This window comes from Brucella pseudogrignonensis (assembly GCF_002252525.1).
In the GTDB taxonomy this organism is placed as follows: domain Bacteria; phylum Pseudomonadota; class Alphaproteobacteria; order Rhizobiales; family Rhizobiaceae; genus Brucella; species Brucella pseudogrignonensis.
The window spans coordinates 25,384-43,395 of sequence record NZ_NNRM01000015.1 but is presented as its reverse complement, the minus strand read 5'-3'; the positions used below and the strand labels follow the sequence as shown (position 1 = coordinate 43,395).

Sequence of the window (18,012 nt, the reverse complement as noted above, 5' to 3'; positions counted from 1 at the left end):
GGATCACCCCGCCTGTTTCTTGAGGAGCGCCGCGCTGCTGGCGAGAAGAACCGGGACAGCGATCAGGAGCGGGATGAAGGACGCTGCGAGATCGCGGAACTCCAGCGCTTTGGAGAACGTACCGCGGGCGATTGTGACGAAGTAGGTCGCCGGATAGATCTGTCCGATAAATGCGCCGGCCCCCTCTAGGGAGGAGACCGGATCGATCATTCCGGAATACTGGACGGCCGGAATGAGTGTGATCAGCGCGGTCCCGAAGATCGCAGCGATCTGGCTGCTCATGAAGGTGGAAATGAGAAGTCCCAGCCCGGTCGCCGCCGTGACGTAGAGAAGTGCAGCACCGGTCAGCGTCAGGAAGCTGCCTGTCACCGGCACCCGGAACACGAAGATCGCGAAGGCCGTCAACATGAAGAAGTTGAGCATGGCAAGCGCGGTATAGGGTAACTGCTTGCCGAGGAGGAACTCCACCCGAGTGACGGGCGTCACGTAGAAATTGATGATAGAGCCGAGTTCCTTTTCGCGCACGACGCTCAGAACGGCGAGCATGGCGGGGATCATCATCAACAGCATCGGGATGACGGCCGGCACCATGGCCTTGAGGCTCTCGACGCTCGGATTGTAGCGGTATCGAAGGGCGATCTGGAAGGTGCCGGTGGTTGCCGCGTCGCCATAGAGTTCACGTGCCTTCTGGGTGAGCCATGTCTGATGCATGCCTTGCACATAACCCCGCACAGTCTCGGCCCGCGAAGGCATTGCACCGTCGATCCAGGCGCCGATTTCGACCTTGGTGCCCCGCGCGACATCGCGCCCGAAGCCTGGCGGGATCTCCAGTGCGAGGCTGAGTTCGCCATTGCGCATGCGTCGATCGAGGTCGTTGTAATCGACGATCGGCGCCTTCTCCGTGAAATAGCGGGATCCGGCGATCTGGAGTGTGTAGTCGCGGCTGATCGTGGTGTCGTCCCGGTCGAGCACGGCAAAGGACAGGTTCTCGATATCCATGTTGATGCCGAAGCCCACGACGAACATCAAAATGACGCTGCCGAGAATGGCGAGCGTCGCGCGGATCGGATCCCGGCGCAATTCGAGCGATTCCCGCCGCGTATAGGCGAGCATACGGCGTAGGTTGAAAGTCGAGCTGGCGGATGAAGCCGGCGGGGGCGCGGCGGCTTCATCCGCCTCTTCACGCTGCGCGATTGGGGCGGACGCAGGTGAAGTCTTGTCGCCGATAGCCTCCTCCAGATAGGAAATGAAGGCTTCCTCCAGCGTCCCAGCTGAACGCTTTTCGATGATGCCGCGTGGCGTGTCGCTGACAAGCACTTTGCCGGCATGCATGAGTGAAATACGGTCGCAAAGCTCGGCTTCGTTCATGAAATGGGTCGAAACGAAGATCGTCACGCCATCCTTGCGCGACAGGTCGGAGAGGATCTGCCAGAACCCGTCGCGCGCCACCGGATCGACGCCCGATGTTGGTTCGTCCAGGATCAGAATGTCGGGCGCGTGGATCATCGCTACGGCGAGCGACAATCTCTGCCGGATGCCGAGCGGCAACGCATCCGGCAACGTATCCATGATTTCATTGAGGTCGAAGCGCTCGGCCATGTCCGCAATGCGCGCCGGGATTTTATCGGGCGGCAGGCTGAACAGCCTGGCGTGCAGGTCGAGGTTCTGGCGGACCGTAAGCTCGGTGTAGAGCGAGAAAGCCTGGCTCATATAGCCGACCTTCCGTCTGACCTCGATATCTTTCGGATCGACCTCGTGGCCGAACAGCTTTGCGGTTCCCTCGGTCGCCGGCAGGAGGCCGGTAAGCATCTTCATGGTCGTGGTCTTGCCGCAGCCGTTCGAGCCGAGGAAGCCGAAGATTTCGCCGCGCGGAATCTGGAAGCTGACATTGTCGACGGCGGTGAAGTCGCCGAACCGCATGGTCAGGTGTTCGGCTTCGATGGCGAAGTCCGCCCGCCCCTCGTCGGATCGGGGCGGTATGACCACCTCGTGGTGACCGGAACGTCTCTCTTCCGGAAGAAGGGCGACGAACGCGGCATCGAGGTTGGCCGCTCCGGTGCGCGCGAGCAACTCCTGCGGCGTTCCGGTCGCAAGGATCTTGCCGTCATCCATCGCCACCAGCCAGTCGAAGCGCTGCGCCTCCTCCATATAGGCGGTCGCGACAACCACACTCATCGACGGGCGGTCGCGGCGGATATCGTCGATCAGCTCCCAGAATTGCCTGCGTGACAGGGGATCAACGCCTGTGGTCGGTTCGTCGAGGATCAGCAGATCCGGGTCATGGATCAGGGCGCAGCAAAGTCCAACCTTCTGCTTCATTCCGCCCGACAATTTACCGGCAGGGCGATCGGGGAAGGGGGCTAACCCGGTGCGCCGGAGCAGGTCGCCGATGCGGATCTCACGCTCACGCTTGTCCTGGCCGAACAGGCGCGCAAAGAACTCGATATTCTCGAACACCGACAGCGTCGGGTAGAGGTTTTTTCCGAGGCCCTGGGGCATGTAAGCGATCTGCGGGCAGGTCCGGTCGCGGTGCTTCTTGTCGGCGATGTCGCCGCCCAGCACCTCGATATGGCCGTCCTGAACCTTGTGCGCGCCCGCAATCAGGCTGAGCAGACTGGATTTTCCGACGCCGTCGGGACCTATCAGCCCGACCATGATGCCGGCGGGAATGTTGAGGCTGACAGCATCAAGCGCGCGAGTCTTGCCGTAAGACAGGCTGACATCCCTGATTTTGACGACGGCGGAAGGAGATCCCTGCGCGTCGTTCTCTCCCGGCGATAAACTGCTCATTTCACCAGGGCCTCGGTGAAATGTGCAGGCCATTCGGCATCCTGCGCAATGCGGACATAGGCCATACCGGGGAGCCCAGTCTTGACGTACTGAATATGCTCGCGCAGCAGTTCAGGCGATATTTTCGCCCTGATGCGGAACATCAGTTTTTGCCGCTCCTCCTCGGTCTCGACGGTCTTGGGTGTGAATTGTGCGACGTCCGCCACGAAGCTTGCCGTAGCGGGGATGACGTATTGAGGGGCGGCGTCGAGAACCAGACGAACCTCGGATCCCATCTGAATGCGGCCCGCCTGTTCGGTCGGCAGGAAGAAGGTCATGTAAACGTCGCTGAGATCGACGATATTGAGGACGCGGCCACCAGACGACAGCACTTCGCCAGGCTGGGCAACGCGGTACTGTACGCGCCCTTCGCGGGGTGATCTCAGCGTGCTGTCATTGATATCCGCAACGATGCTTTCGATGGCCGCCTGCGCAGCCACGACGGAGGCCTCCGCATCGATGATCTGGGCCTTGGCGGCGCCGATGGCGGCCTCGGACGCGGAAAGCGACGCCTTCGCAGCCGCGACAGCTGCCCGTGCTCTCTGTGCCGATGCCCGGTCATCGTCAAGTGTTTGCAGGGATGTCGTATTGGTTCTGATCAGTTGCTCGGTGCGTGCGAGTTTGCGCTCTGCGGCATCCTGTTCAGCTTCGCGCTGGCCGATCACCGCTGCGGCAGCTTCCCGCTCCGCCTCGCGCTGGGACTGAAGGCTTCTCGCGGTGTCGACGCTGATGATAGCGCGCTGCAACGAGGCTTCGGCCTGCTTCCGCTGCGCTTCCAGTTGCTGGGTATCCATGATGGCCAGCACCTGGCCGGCGCTGACGAACGCGCCTTCGTCGACCAAAATCTCCTTGATGCGTCCGGGGGTCTTCGTGGAAATGTCGATTTCGGTGGCCTCGATCCTACCGTTTCCGCCGGCGATCCCGGCCGGAAGCCCGGATCCGTCATAAATGCGCAAGCCGTAATAAGCGCCGGCGACGCCGGCAAGGACGACGATCGCGACAATCCAGTTCTTGAGAGATTTCATGCGCGGACCTCCCCTCGCGGAGCGGCCGCACGAGCGTACCGCGGATGGCTATGGAGATTATCTGAGGTCATCATGCGAAATGTCATTGCCATGGAAAAGAGCCTGTGTTGGTCACGGAAAGCCGCGCTCGGGCAAATACGAGACGGTCCCGCTTCCCTCCCCGGTTGCGAACGAGTGGTTGATTGCGCGCGATAATCGAGAGAGCGAGGAAGTCGGGCGAGAATGAGTCGTCGCAGCGATCTGCTGCCTTCGCACGGCTTGCAACTAATCTGCCTTGTGGTCTCGAGATTCAAACCTAATAGAAAGCTCGCCGTAGACGGGTTTTTTTGCACGTTCTTCATGGTTCACCAGAGTGTTTGCGTGAAGAACTGCTATTTGCCCCAGCCTCATCAACGCTTGTCTTGAAATCGCGAGCATATCATCACTCGATGACTAAAATGTCAACGGTGGACGCCGATTTGTCTTGAGCGGATGGTTCGGGCGTAGGATTGCGAGCGCCGCCGCCGCGGCGGCGAGGGATGGCCAGGTGACTGGTGGCTCAACCTGATGCCAGATCGCCAGCATCGTCCAGATCGATACCGACACGACGACGAGGACCAGCAAGGCGCCGCCGACACGCGAGCGTGAGCGGCTGTCGGTCGGGAGGGCGAGGCCCGGCCTAATGCGGTCGTGCATTCCCGTCTCCATGGCACGCGCCCTCCCAAAAGGTGGCAAAAGAAACTCAAGCGGGTGACTGTGGTCGCCGTCTCAGCGCAAAGGCAAAAATGATCATGGCCAAGCCGTTGAAAAGGAGATCGAACGCCAGCAGCGCCCCGATCAGCCACAGGCTGTTGACAGGCCATCCGGCAATAACGATCGCCCCGGCGACGAATGCAATAATACCCGCCAGCACGAGCCAGCCCCATCCTTGCGCGGGTCGCAACGCAAAGCCGGTAACGATACGCATAGCGCCCGCCGTGATGATGCTCAGAGAAAAAAGCAGCGTCAGGATCGTCGAGGCGAAAAGCGGGTTGGCAAATGCGAACAGACCGGCGACGATGTAAAAGGCACCGATCAGCAGCCAGCCGGCGAACTGTCTCCAACCTTTGACGTTGAAGGCGCAGATGACCTGCACGGAGCCTCCGACGAGCATCATCGCACCGACGAAGAAAACTGACGCCACAGTGGCCATAAGGACATTGGCGAGAGCCAGTACTCCAACTGCCGCAAGGGCGATGCCTGCGCCGACCAGCACCCCCATCTCGATCGCAGACGTTCGAGATCGTCCCGAGTGAGCTTTAATGAGTTCAATGCTGCCATGCAGCTCTCCTTATGTCTGTGCAGCGCAGAGCGATTCGCGGTCGCCGCACCCCACCCTAAAACCCTAGATGCAAACCGGTTGAGATTCCCCGCTAAACAGAGTAAACGACACCGTATCGTTTAACAAGCCAACTCGTCAAGGAACGCCAACTGAAGGAGTGTTCCGTCTCCGGGGGCATTCCCTGCCAATCCCTGTGACGTCAGAAAGGGCCGACTTTGCCCGCAAGCCCCTCCGTTCATAAGGCAACGTTGCAGAAAGCGCTTCAATGACGCGGACCGACAAGATCAATCACGCGCGTGTGGCGAGCCACCACGGCGGACGGCCGACACCGGCGGAGTCTGAACGCATATCGGCCCGGATCATGGCGGCTGCGCGCAAGCTGTTCCTGCGAGACGGGTTTGCGCAGACGAGCATGGACGCGATCGCCGCGGAAATTGGAATTTCCAAGCGGACTCTTTATTCGCGCCATCCAGGCAAGGCCGCACTTTTCGAAGCGATTGTCCTCGATGTTGTAAACACGGGCCTATCGAATATCGTCACGGAGCAGTTGTCGGGCAAGACTCCGCGGGACAAGCTGCTGGCTTTGTCGTTGCGCATTCTAGAAGTAGCGACTGATCCGCTCATCATTTCCCTGGAAAGAGTTGTTGTTGGCGAGTCGTGGCAGTTTCCGAAGTTGGCGAGTCTCGTCGGCCAGTATGGAATGCCGCCGATCCGCGAGGAGGTAATGGCCGTGCTGCGCGACCACGGTGCAAGTGAACCCGGTCTGGCCCGTGATGCGGAGATATTCCTGTCCATCACGATGATACCGCAACTGCGGCAGGCCGTTCTTCAGCGGACGCCGCCGGGGATCGCGGGGATAGACCGGGCCGCCCTTGAACGCACCATCGATATCTTCGTCCGAGGAATTGAGATGGAACTATGAGTGGCATCCACACGATCGGAAAACGCCGCGCAATAACACGCTGGCTGCCTGTTTCGGACTGTGCCTCCCGATCTCAGGACACAATGGTTCCGAGCAGAGCCACGGTTGAAGGCGTCACGCAGGTGGGTGCGCTGGGGGCGGCGACGAGACACGCGAGCATCGATGCCGACGTTGGTCTGGGGGACCACCTCGGGGCGGGGGCGATGCAAGCAGCGCAGACCGTCGGCGTAGCGGCGAGCGTGGCCGTCAGTGCGCCGATCACTGTTTTCGAATCGACTATGCGGCGCAGCATCGGCGAGCAGGTCGAAAGACTTGGCCGCGCGGCAGGTAACGCGCTCGGATCGGCAGTAAGCCGATGACCCGAGCCTCTTCTGCAAACGCATGGAATCGAAAGGCCACCACTGGAATGGGTTGTCTGCGCACGCTTAGGGATGGTCCCGCCAGAAATCAATCAATGGAAGTCCGCCGAAAAAGATGATTCAAGTTAGCCCCTTTCTATCTTTCACGATTGCGGTCCTGCTCCTCATCGTGGGCAAGATCTTGACGATGAACATCGCGGTGCTGCGAAAGTACTCGATACCGGAGCCTGTTGTCGGCGGCATTTTGTGCGCCTTGCTAGTGGCTTTGGCCTACTGGATTGCGGGCTGGAGAATCCAGTTCGAACTCGGCGTGCGTGACCACCTGCTGCTGCTGTTCTTCGCCAGCATCGGTCTGAAGTCGGATACGGCCACCCTTTTGCAGGGCGGCAGGCCGCTCATCGTGCTGCTCGCGCTCGCAACCGCGTTCATGCTCATCCAGAACGTCACGGGGATGGGGATCGCCGCATTGTTCGGGCTCGATCCGAAGGCCGGCCTGATGGTCGGGTCCGTCTCGCTGACGGGCGGGGTCGGCACCACGGTCGCCTGGGCGCCGATCTTCGTCGGGGACCTCGGGATCGCCAACGCGATGGAGCTCGGCATCGCCAGCAACACGGTCGGGCTGATCGCGGCATGTGTGATCGGCGGCCCCATGGCCGCCCTGCTGATCCGCCGCAATGGAATCGTCACCTCGGGCGACGCAGATATCGACGTCGGCGCCGCCCATGAGGAGCCGGAGCCGAAGATGGACTATTTCTGCCTGCTCTGGGCGATCCTGGCGCTCAATGTCGCGGTCATGCTCGGCATGGCGCTCGACTCCCTGATCGCGCTGACGGGCTTCAGACTCCCGACCTTCGTCAGTTGCCTGCTGGCCGGCATTGCAATCCGCAATCTGATGCCGCTGGCAGCCGGGGCGGCCATCACCCGCATCTGGCCCGGCGTGCGACAAGGATTGTCGCTTCTGTCCGACCTCTCTCTCGGCCTGTTCCTGACGATGGCGCTGATGGGCCTGCAACTGTGGCAGTTGAGCGGCGTCTTCACCTTTGTCGTCGCCGCGCTCGCGGTGCAGATCGCGCTCACGATCGTCTACACGGTTTTCATCGTCTTTCCCGCCATGGGGCGTGACTACGAAGCGGCCGTGATATCTGCCAGCTTCGGAGGCATCACGCTCGGATCCACTGCCACTGCCATCGCCAACATGACGGCCGTCACCCAGCAATATGGCGCGGCGCACAGGGCCTTCATCGTCGTGCCGCTCGTCTGCGGCTTCTTCATCGACCTCGTCAATGCGGTCGTGATCGCCATATTCGCAGGATAGCGCCGGCTACGTTTCGTCCGAACCCCAAGAGAAAAAAATGGATGATAAGAACCAACATGACCTGCCGACAGGCTCTTCTGAGGACAGGCCCGCCGACCGTGCCCCCGAAGCGTTGGCTGACGCTCCGGTCGAGGCGGGGCCGACCAGGACGGGAGTCCGGGTCGGCGTGCTCGTTATCGGGCTCATGGTCGCCTTCGTAGCCTGGTACGCCGTTTCCGACAAGCTCGCCCCCTATACCGACCGCGGCACGGTCAGCGGCTACATTGCCCGACTAGCGCCCCGTGTTTCAGGCCCGGTAATCAGCGTCCACGTTGAGGACAATACGATTGTCCAGGAGGGCGATCTTCTTTACGTGGTCGACCCGCGCCCGTTCGAGATCGCGGTCCAGCAGGCGGAAGTCGAACTCGAACAGGCGACCCAGTCAATCAACGCCTCGTCGGCGGCGCTGATCGCTGCACAGGCCAAGGTGTCGCAGGCCAGGGCCAAATTCGAAAACGCCAAGACCTCGAACGCCAGGACGCAAAGCCTTGTCCAGCGTGGTGTTGCCGCGCGGAAGCAGGAGGAAGCATCTCGCGCGGAACTCGAGGTCGCGCAGGCGGAGGTCGATGCGGCGGAGGCTGATCTGTCTAGCGCGGAAGCCGAGTTGGGGGCGGCGGGCGCCAGCAATCCGCGCATCAAGGCCGCTCGACTCAAGCTGGAAAGGGCGCAGCTCGACCTGATCTACACACGGGTCGTGGCACCGACGCTCGGCGTGGTCACGAATCTCGATCTAGCAGTCGGCCAGTACGTGAGCGCGGGTTCGGCCGCTCTCACCTTCATCGACGGAAGGGGAGCCTGGATCACGGCCGATATGCGCGAGAACCAGCTCGCCAATATCGAGCCGGGCAACAAGGTGGGCCTGCTTTTCGATGCCTTGCCGGGGCAGATTTTTACCGGGACCGTACACAGCGTCGGCTGGGGCATCGATACCGGACGGACCGCATCCAGCGGTCTGGTGCAGAACGAGCCGGAAACGCGCTGGTTCGAGCCGGCCCGCCGGTTTCCCGTGCGCATTGAACTCGATCGAGCGCTTTCGGAATGGCCTCGCACCGTCAGGGTGGGCGCGAAGGCCACCGTCGTGGTCTACGCCGCAGGCGAAAGCAATCCGTCAGCGTGGATCGCAATGGCCCTGCACCGCGCCCAGTCGCTTCTGTCCTATCTGTATTGAGGTGGGGCCATGTATGTTTCGCCCCGGCCGAGCTTTCGCGACGACCCAAATTTTCCTTTGCGCATGGCGCTGCTTGCGGTGATCTCGGTGGGCGCGATACCCTTTGTCATGCCCTCTATGCCGGCGCTGATGGCGGCCCTGCCGTTTGGCCTGATGGCCGGCATGCGCAAGGCCTTCGATCCGAAGAAAGCCATAGGAGGTCCTCTGGCGCTCATCATGATGATTTGGTTGGCAAGCGGCGTGCTCACCCTTCTCATGTCTTGGCCGGTGGCGTTCCTGATCGCGGTCGGCAGCCTCTATTTCGTCGCGTTCTATCTCATCCAGAGCACCGGCAACCCGATGGGGATGCTGATCCTGGTGTCCGTTGGCCTCGCCTCTATCCTGGGTATGAACTCCATCACTGCGCTCGACGCCCTAAGTGATTCGGTGGTCGAGGCGGGCATCCTCGCATTGATCGCGATTCCGGTCCTTTACCTCCTCATTCCGCCGGCTACCCAGGAGAAAATGATCGACGAATATACGCCCGCACCGGGCAATCACGTGCGATCGGCGCTCATCCGGGCGGTCGTCCTGCTCGGGCTCAGCTTCTGGCTCTACAGCTTCATCGATATGTCCAACATGATGATGGCGATCGCCGCGATATTCGTGCTGTGTTTCCCGACACGCGAGCAGTTGTTTGCAGAGGCCCGGGAACGGATCTTTGCGACGGTGCTAGGTGCATCCGCAGCGGGTGTCGCCCTGTTCCTGATGACCCTGAACGCCCATTTCTTCATGCTGGTCGGTCTGGTCTTTCTCACGGTGCTATATTTCGCCACCATGATGATGATCGGCCGCCATCCTCCGATGGTCTACCAGTTCAGCGCATCGGCCGCTCTGTCACTGATCGTTGGTGCCCTTACCACGCAGGAACCTTCCTATGCAGCGTTAACCCGCCTGGCACTGACCTTCGTCGGAACCGCAGTCGCAGCGCTGATGACGGCGACGCTCGAAAGCATGGCCAATGCGTGGGAACGACCAACCCTGCGGCGCTGAACGAAAGCAAGGGTTTGAACATTTTAAATGACTCGCGATCAAGCGCTCCTCTCTCAAGGTAATTTGGCGCGATTACTCCGAGTTTGTGAAAAAACGCGAAACGAAGAGCACATCACAGCGTCGGTCATCGGCTGTTGACTGCCTTTCGTTGCGCCGATAGACTGGACAACCGTTTATTTGGAGAAATTATGCCCAACCGAATGATCCGGCCCGTCCCGGAAGACACCACCCGTGAGCGCATCCTGAAAGCCGCGATACTTCGCTTCTCCACCCACTCCTATGAGGAAACCGGGTTGCGAGACATTGCCGCCGATGTCGGTGTCGACATGGCCTATGTTCATCGTTCCTTCGGTTCGAAGGAAGAGCTGTTCCGGGCAGCAGTCAAGGCGATACTTCAACCGGAGGCCTGGCTCGTCGGCGAGGCGAGCGAGTTGCATATGACGCTCGCGCAAGACATCCTCGCTGAGAAGGGCGCCAACGAAATCCGGCCTTTTGACATCCTCGCGCGATCTTTTTCCAGTCCAGAGGCATCGCGTGTTTTTCGTGAGCTCATCGACGACGGGTTCGTCAAGCCGTTCGCTTCCAAATGCCCGCTCATGTCCGAGCGGCGCGCGTCAATGGTCGCCGCGTTTCTGGCCGGGGTCAGTATTCTTCGTGACGTCATCGGCACACCAGCCCTCCAGAAGAGCGGAAGTGATCGTGAACTGATGGCTCTGGTCTCCCAGATTGTCGAGTTCATCATGAACGAAGACAAGGAATGCCAGACCATGAGGGCCACCGTGCCGATCAGTCGGGAGACATAATGAATGATTTGAGCAGGTCAGGAATGAGGGCGGCAGATGTCCCTCACGATACTCTCGGCACGGAGGCCTTCCGCGCCATTGATCGGATGCGCGAAGCCTGGAGCGCGCGGATCACCGGCGGGCTTTCGCCCGCGGCGCTGGCGCTAGCATTGTTCGACTGGTCGATTCATCTGGCCTCGGCGCCGGGGAAGCGTCTGGAGCTTATCGACAAGGGGGTGCGGAAAAGCGCCCGGCTGTCGGGCTATCTCTGCGCCGCCAGTCTCGGTGACGACACTCCATCCTGCATCGAGTCCTTGCCGGGCGACTACCGCTTCACCGGGGAGGCGTGGAAGGGACTCCCCTTTGCGGCCTATGCCCAGGCGTTCCTGCTCGCCCAGCAGTGGTGGCACAATGCGACGCGGGAGGTGCCGGGCGTCGCTCCTCACCACGAGGACGTGGTCTCCTTCGCCGCGCGGCAAGTGCTCGACATGTTCTCGCCCTCCAACAACCCGTTCACTAATCCCGAGGTGATCAACAAAACCATCACCACTGGAGGGGCAAACTTCCTCTCGGGGTTCCAGAACTGGTTCGAAGATGTGAACAGGCTTGCAGGCGGCCGCCCGCCCGTCGGTGCGGAAGGGTTCGCACCGGGCCGGGATGTCGCGATCACTCCCGGCAAGGTCATCTTCCGAAACCATCTGATCGAACTGATCCAGTACAGCCCCACGACCAACACCGTGGTGGCGGAGCCGGTGCTGATCGTGCCGGCCTGGATCATGAAATACTACATCCTTGACCTGTCGCCGGAGAACTCCCTGGTACGCTATCTGGTCGGGCAGGGGCACACGGTGTTTGCCGTTTCCTGGCGAAACCCTGGGGCAGACGATCGCGATCTGACGCTGGACGATTATCGCCGTTTGGGTGTCATGGCCGCGCTCGACGTGATCGCCGCCATCGTTCCCGACAGCAAGATCCACGCCACTGGCTATTGTCTAGGCGGTACGCTTCTCGCGATGGCGGCGGCTGCGATGGGGCGCGCCGGCGACGGGAGGCTGGCAACGCTCACCCTTTTCGCAGCCCAGACGGATTTTTCCGAACCCGGCGAACTGGCGCTGTTCATCGATCCGAGCCAGATGCATTTTCTTGAAAGCATGATGTGGGATCGGGGCTATCTGTCGGCGAGCCAGATGGCCGGCGCCTTTCAAATCCTGAAGAGCAATGACCTCGTCTGGTCGCGACTGGTCCACGACTATCTCATGGGCGAACGCACGCCGATGAACGACCTTATGGCCTGGAATGCCGATTCCACGCGCATGCCTTACCGCATGCATGCCGAATACCTCCAGCGTCTCTACCTGGACAACGAGCTTGCATCCGGCCGCTTCATCATCGATGGCCGTCCGGCGGCGCTGCAGAATATCCGCGTGCCGATGTTCGTCGTGGGAACGGAACGCGATCATGTCGCGCCATGGAGATCGGTCTACAAGATCCACCAGCTAGCCGATACCGATGTTACCTTCGTTCTCGCCAGCGGCGGGCACAACGCAGGCATTGTCAGCGAGCCGGGCCATCGCGGTCGCCGCTATCGCATCGCGACCAGGCTGGCAGCCGACATCTGCCTCGGACCCGACGAATGGGCAGCAGAGGCAGAGGAGAGGGGCGGTTCCTGGTGGGAGGCGTGGCTGCCGTGGCTGGCTACACATTCAGGCAAGGTTCGTGTAGCCCCGCCTCAGCTTGGTGCCGCCGAGAGGGGTTTTCCTGCCATTGCAGAAGCGCCCGGTGCCTACGTGTTCCAGAAGTGAGAGTGCGATGGCGGAAAAATTACTGACAAATCATACCTTCGCCGATTTACAGGTCGGCGATACCGCAAGCCTCACACGGGTGGCAGGTGATACCGACATCGATCTGCTGGCAGCGATGCTCGGCAAAAGGCCGGCAGTTGGTGACGGGGCAGCGGAGGCAACGACGTTCTTCAACGATATCGTTGCCAACGGGCTTTGGACAGGCGCGCTGGTCTCTCTGGTGATCGGCACAAGGCTTCCGGGGCCAGGGACGATCTATCTGGGACAGGATTTCCGTTTCGTGAAGCCGGTCGCCGCCGGCGACACGATCACGGCAACCGTGCGGGTGGTGCAGAAAAACCCGGACAATCGCACTGTTGCACTGGAGACGATCTGCGCAAATCAGAAAGCGGAACTTGTCCTGACCGGTAAGGCCATGGTGATCGCGCCCGACAAGTCGGTCGAATGGACCGCAACACCCTCCTCCGTCGCATTGCAGGATACAGGGCGAGCAAGCCGATATGAGGCTTTTGTTGCCGAAGCTCGTAGTCTCCCCCCGGTTCGGGCCGCCATTGTACACCCGTGCTCCGCCGGAGCAATCCTGGCTGCGGTCGAGGTCCGCCAACAGGGCCTGTTCGACCCGCTGCTGGTCGGGCCGGAGGCGAAGATTCGCGCAGCCGCCGAAGCCTCAGGGATCGATCTCGGCGACATGGCGATCGAGGACGTTGCGCACAGCCATGCGGCAGCCGCGCGCGCCGTGGAACTCGCGGTCGGCGGTACGGTTTCGGTTCTGGTCAAGGGCAGCCTGCATACCGACGAGCTTCTGGGCGCCGTCCTCGCCACCGGGTCCGGTCTCAGAACGGAGCGGCGCGTCAGCCACGTCTTCGCCTTCGACGTCCCGGCCTATGGCAAGCCGCTGATCGTCACCGACGCTGCGATCAACATCCAGCCGACGCTCGACCAGAAACGCGACATCTGCCAGAACGCTATCGACCTTCTTCTAGCTCTTGGCGTCAAAGAGCCGCGCGTGGCGGTGCTCGCAGCAGTCGAGACCGTCAACGCGAAGATGCCATCCACCCTTGACGCCGCGGCGCTGACCGTCATGGCGGCGCGTGGCCAGATCATCGGTGGACGTGTCGATGGCCCGCTTGCCTTCGACAATGCCATCGATCTCGATGCGGCGAAGACGAAGGGCATTGTCTCTCCCGTCGCGGGCGAGGCCGACATCCTGCTCGTGCCGGACCTTGAGGCTGGCAACATGCTCGCCAAGCAACTGATTTATTTCGCGGGGGCGACCGCGGCCGGCATCGTGCTCGGCGCGCGCGTGCCGATCGTGCTGACCAGCCGCTCCGATCCGCTTTCGGCGCGCATCGCCTCGGCAACGCTCGCAAGACTGCTCGTCGCCCGCAATCAGGTACCCGGAACGGGGGCCATCTCATGAGCCAGCAACTGCTTGTCACCTTCAATGCCGGCTCCTCCACGGTCAAGATCGGCCTGTTCGCCGTTGAAGGCGGTGGCCTCACGCGAATCGGCAAGGGAATGATCGATTTCCGCAAGGCCCCGTTGCGCTTCGAGCTTTCCGAAGGCCCGGATCGCTTCGATGTTGAGCTGGAAGCCAAAGCGGAGGAAGAACTGGACGAGGTCTTGCGCGAAGCGTTCGACCGGCTGTCCTGGCACTATGATTTATCCGGCATCGCCGCTATCGGCCACCGCGTTGTGCACGGCGGTGACCTGTTTGACGGACCGGTGCTCATCAACGATCAGGCGATGTCGCAGATGGAAGCGCTGATACCGCTTGCGCCGCTTCATCAGCCCCAGGCGCTGCGCCTTGTCCGGGCGATCGCGCGCCTTCGGCCAGAAATCAGGCAGACCGCCTCCTTCGACACGGCTTTCCACCGCTCGCATGCCGACGTCGTCCGCCGCTTCGCCCTGCCGCGGCAGCTCTACGAAGAGGGTATCAAACGCTATGGCTTCCACGGCCTTTCTTATCGATCGATTGCCAACCAGCTTATCAGCAAATGGCCGGAGCAGGCGGCGGGCAAGGTCATCGTCGCCCATCTCGGTTCCGGCGCCAGTCTTTGCGCGATGCACAACTGCGTCAGCCGCGACACCAGCATGGGTTTCTCAACGCTGGACGGCGTACCGATGGCGACGCGCTGCGGGGCGCTCGACGCCGGCGTGGTCATACACCTCTTAAAGGCCGGGCGAGATCCTGGCGAAATCGAGGATCTCCTCTATCACCGTTCGGGTCTGCTGGGCGCTTCCGGCATCAGCGCCGACAGCCGCGTGCTTCTGGAGAGTGATGAGCAGCAAGCCAAGGAAGCAATCGAGCTGTTCACCTTCAGGGTCGCCGGTGAGATTGCCCGGCTTGCCTCGACGCTGGGCGGCCTCGACACTCTCGTATTCACCGCCGGGATCGGCGAGCATCAGCCGACGATCAGAGCTGATATCTGCACCCGGCTGATGTGGCTCGGCATTGATCTCGATCCTGGAGCGAACGCCGGGAGCGGTCCCGTCATCAGCAGTCCTGCCAGTCGTCTTACCGTCCTTGTCATCCCGACCGATGAGGAGCAGGTGATCGCCACTGACGCCTTGAGAATCTCGGGAGGCTGAGCGATGGCTGCGATCGTTGATATATTCGGAAGACGTGGCCTCGTCGTCGGCATCGCCAACGATTCCTCCATCGCAGCCGGCTGTGCAACCGCGTTCAAGGCTGCCGGCGCCGATCTGGCGGTCACCTATCTCAACGATAAGGCTGTCCCGTTCGTACGCCCGGTCGCCGATGCCCTGGGCGCGTCGCTGTTCATGCCCTGTGACGTTCGCATTGATGGGCAGCTCGAGGCGGTTTTCGACACCATAGCAAATGAATGGGGCCGCCTCGATTTCTTGCTTCATTCGATCGCCTTCGCGCCACGACAGGACTTGCAGACGAGCATCGTCAACTGCTCCGCTGACGGTTTCGCGCAGGCCATGGATATATCGTGCCATTCCTTTATCCGAATGGCGCGGCTCGCCGCCCCGCTGATGAAGGAAGGCGGATCCTTGATAACCGTCAGCTTTTTCGGGGCTGAGCGCGTCGTCGACAACTACAATCTGATGGGACCGGTGAAGGCGGCCCTGGAAGCAAGCGTACGCTACCTGGCCGCCGATCTCGCAGCGCGGGACATCCGCGTCCATTGCCTGTCCACCGGGCCGATCGCCACCAGGGCAGCTTCCGGAATCGAGCGTTTCGATGAGCTCATCGACACGGTGCGTGAGAGAACACCATCGCGACGCCTCGTGAGCATCGCTGAGGTTGGGCGTATCGCCGCATTCCTGGCAAGCGAGGCGGCAACGCCTCTGTCGGGGTCGGTGGTATACGCCGACAACGGTTTCCACATCACGGCCTAGCCAGAAGGCGGGCTGATGCAAACTAAGTCGGGGTCGCCGCTCGCGCGGCGACAGGGTGAACTCTGTCATATCGAGAGCGCGATGCTTCGAATGCATAAGTAAGAAATCGGTTCAGTCAATGCGTGAATTCAGTCTACGCCTTACGCTACTTCTTCTCACAAGCCTGCTTGCAGCCTGTGCCGGCCGCCCCGGCCCGGAACTGCTCGCCCAGAGGGCCGAAGCCGTTCCGGGGGCCAAGCTCACGACGGTTTATGTGGCGACCACGCGCAAGCGTGATGAGAACGGTATCTACACGTCGGGTCGTAGCCGCGAGGTTAGCTATATCCGCTACAGGGTCTCCATCCCGCCAGGTCACAAGACGGGCAATGTCGAATGGCCGAAATCGAAGCCGAACCCGAAGACGGATTTTGTCACCGTCGACCAGCACATTCTCGACGCGGCGACATTCGAGGCGGAAGTCACGCGTAAACACAACGGCAAACCGCCGAGTGTCGGCGTGTTCGTGCATGGCTACAACACCAATTTCACCGAGGCCGTGTATCGCATAGCCCAGATGACAGCTGACGCCGGCGTCGATGCCGCCCCGATCCTGTTTGCCTGGCCGTCCGAAGGCGCTTTGAGCGGCTACGTCGCCGACAAGGACGCGGTGACGTTCTCGCGGGACCAGTTGGCGGATCTGCTCAGCACCCTGGCGCGCAAACAGACCCAGGGTCCCATCACGCTCGTCGGCCACAGCATGGGGGGATGGCTGACGACGGAAGCCGTGCGCCAACTGCGGCTTACCGGCAAGGACGCGGCGATCCGTCGACTGCAGGTCGTGCTTGCGGCGCCCGATATCGATGTCGACGTGTTCCAGGCACAGCTTGCGACGATCGGGACACTGAACCCGCCGATGACAATCCTTGTTTCCAAGGATGACAGGGCGCTGAAGGTCTCGGAATTTCTATCCACAGAACGTCAGCGCCTGGGCAGGATTGACGTGACGGATCCGAAAATCGAGGAGGCGGCGCGCAGGGCGAATGTGCAGGTGATCGATATATCGGATATCGAGGCCTCAGACAGCTTCCGCCACAATCGTTTCGTCGGTCTCGCTGCCTACTATCCGAAGCTTTCGGGCCGGGATGGAACGAGCGACCCCCGAAATCTCAGGCAAGCCGGAGCGTTTGTATTCAATTCGGCTGGCGCGGTCCTTTCCAGCCCGTTTGTCCTTGCCGGCAAGATCGTCGGCGGAAACTGACACGACGCGAAGCAGCTTTCTTCACGCAACTATCGCAGGAGAATACTTATGATATTCAATTACACCGCAAGCCTCGACGCCGCCGACCTGCAACTGTTGCGATCGCGATGGCGATGGCTGCTGGTCGCCGGCATCGTGCTCGTGTTGATAGCTCTTGTCGCCCTCTCCAACCTGTTGCTGGCCACGGTCGTTTCCGTCCTCTTTGTCGGTGTCACGATGCTACTGGCGGGTGCGGCGCATATCGTCTTCGCATTTCAGATGAAGCGATGGGGCCAAACTGTCGGTTTGCTCGTTGTCGGTGTGCTTTATGTCGCGGCCGGTGTGATGACATTCTGGAACCCGGTCCTGGCATCCACTTTCCTGACACTACTGATGGCTCTCAGCATGCTCGTCGCAGGCATTGTCAGGACTGCCGCCGGTCTGGCGATCCGCCCGGCTTCCGGTTGGCTATGGCTCGCGGCGGCCGGCGCCGCGACGGTGCTTGTTGCACTTGTCATCCTTGCGGGCTGGCCGGTCAACAGTTTGTGGATCATCGGCGCACTGCTGGCGATCGACGTCATGGTGACCGGCTGTGCCCTGAGCGCATTGGCGCTCGCGCTGCGACGGTCCCTCAGGATCGACCGCAATCACGAATAAGAACCGGAGGTTGGAAACGACAATGAAGCAAACAACACCGTTCACCGTGGAGGTCCGAAAGAAACGCCGGATGCAACAGCACGAACTCTCTCCAAGCCGCGCCCTGAAAAAGACAGACGAGACCAGATCCGCGCCGGAAGGGGAAAACACAGCCCCGAATGAAATCACGCCTCAGAACGACCCTGCGGCCCACCGTC

At 61.3% G+C, this 18,012-nt stretch carries 15 protein-coding genes; 11 read left to right on the top strand and 4 right to left on the bottom strand.

Annotated features, from left to right (window positions below; translation table 11 throughout):
- Window positions 1–3: 3 nt before the first annotated feature.
- From rbbA to CEV34_RS05530, 4 genes are all read right to left on the bottom strand, one after another.
- A complete protein-coding gene (gene rbbA, locus CEV34_RS05545) occupies window positions 4–2,790 on the bottom strand; it encodes a ribosome-associated ATPase/putative transporter RbbA (RefSeq protein ID WP_064332048.1) in 2,787 nt (928 codons plus the stop codon).
- Window positions 2,787–3,854, bottom strand: a complete 1,068-nt coding sequence (locus tag CEV34_RS05540) for an HlyD family secretion protein (protein WP_064332049.1) — start codon at window positions 3,852–3,854, stop codon at window positions 2,787–2,789. Before CEV34_RS05540 ends, rbbA begins: the two co-directional genes overlap by 4 nt.
- A 432-nt stretch (window positions 3,855–4,286) precedes the next feature.
- Complete coding sequence (locus tag CEV34_RS05535; protein WP_179253466.1) at window positions 4,287–4,568, bottom strand: hypothetical protein; 282 nt, start codon at window positions 4,566–4,568, stop codon at window positions 4,287–4,289.
- A 7-nt stretch (window positions 4,569–4,575) separates the two neighbouring features.
- On the bottom strand, window positions 4,576–5,094 hold the full coding sequence (locus CEV34_RS05530; protein ID WP_064332051.1) for an HdeD family acid-resistance protein: 519 nt from the start codon (window positions 5,092–5,094) through the stop codon (window positions 4,576–4,578).
- 325 nt (window positions 5,095–5,419) lie between these two features.
- Here CEV34_RS05530 and CEV34_RS05525 point away from each other — a divergent pair, with 325 nt between their 5' ends.
- From CEV34_RS05525 to CEV34_RS05470, 11 genes are all read left to right on the top strand, one after another.
- Window positions 5,420–6,076, top strand: coding sequence for a TetR/AcrR family transcriptional regulator (locus CEV34_RS05525; RefSeq protein WP_064332052.1), 657 nt, complete (start codon window positions 5,420–5,422; stop codon window positions 6,074–6,076).
- A 474-nt stretch (window positions 6,077–6,550) separates the two neighbouring features.
- Complete coding sequence (gene gltS / locus CEV34_RS05515) at window positions 6,551–7,750, top strand: sodium/glutamate symporter (RefSeq protein ID WP_009450499.1); 1,200 nt, start codon at window positions 6,551–6,553, stop codon at window positions 7,748–7,750.
- Window positions 7,751–7,787: 37 nt separating this feature from the next.
- Window positions 7,788–8,957, top strand: a complete 1,170-nt coding sequence (locus tag CEV34_RS05510) for an HlyD family secretion protein (RefSeq protein WP_009450498.1) — start codon at window positions 7,788–7,790, stop codon at window positions 8,955–8,957.
- A gap of 9 nt (window positions 8,958–8,966) precedes the next feature.
- Window positions 8,967–9,989: an FUSC family protein gene (locus CEV34_RS05505; protein WP_009450497.1), complete on the top strand. Its 1,023-nt coding sequence runs from the start codon at window positions 8,967–8,969 to the stop codon at window positions 9,987–9,989.
- A 188-nt stretch (window positions 9,990–10,177) separates the two neighbouring features.
- On the top strand, window positions 10,178–10,792 hold the full coding sequence (locus CEV34_RS05500; RefSeq protein WP_233290649.1) for a TetR family transcriptional regulator: 615 nt from the start codon (window positions 10,178–10,180) through the stop codon (window positions 10,790–10,792).
- Window positions 10,792–12,573 carry a PHA/PHB synthase family protein gene (locus CEV34_RS05495; protein ID WP_064332054.1) on the top strand — a complete coding sequence of 594 codons (1,782 nt, stop codon included), beginning with the start codon at window positions 10,792–10,794 and terminating at the stop codon, window positions 12,571–12,573. Before CEV34_RS05500 ends, CEV34_RS05495 begins: the two co-directional genes overlap by 1 nt.
- Before the next feature lie 7 nt (window positions 12,574–12,580).
- Window positions 12,581–13,993 carry a bifunctional enoyl-CoA hydratase/phosphate acetyltransferase gene (locus CEV34_RS05490; RefSeq protein ID WP_064332055.1) on the top strand — a complete coding sequence of 471 codons (1,413 nt, stop codon included), beginning with the start codon at window positions 12,581–12,583 and terminating at the stop codon, window positions 13,991–13,993.
- Entirely contained in the window at window positions 13,990–15,165 is a 1,176-nt protein-coding gene (locus tag CEV34_RS05485) for an acetate/propionate family kinase (protein WP_064332056.1), read from the top strand. The genes CEV34_RS05490 and CEV34_RS05485 overlap by 4 nt, the downstream gene beginning before the upstream one ends.
- A 3-nt stretch (window positions 15,166–15,168) precedes the next feature.
- Window positions 15,169–15,942, top strand: coding sequence for an enoyl-ACP reductase FabI (fabI, locus tag CEV34_RS05480; protein WP_009450492.1), 774 nt, complete (start codon window positions 15,169–15,171; stop codon window positions 15,940–15,942).
- A 118-nt stretch (window positions 15,943–16,060) separates the two neighbouring features.
- On the top strand, window positions 16,061–17,179 hold the full coding sequence (locus CEV34_RS05475) for an alpha/beta hydrolase (RefSeq protein WP_009450491.1): 1,119 nt from the start codon (window positions 16,061–16,063) through the stop codon (window positions 17,177–17,179).
- Window positions 17,180–17,227: 48 nt separating this feature from the next.
- Entirely contained in the window at window positions 17,228–17,815 is a 588-nt protein-coding gene (locus CEV34_RS05470) for an HdeD family acid-resistance protein (protein WP_009450490.1), read from the top strand.
- The last annotated feature ends 197 nt before the right edge of the window (window positions 17,816–18,012 follow it).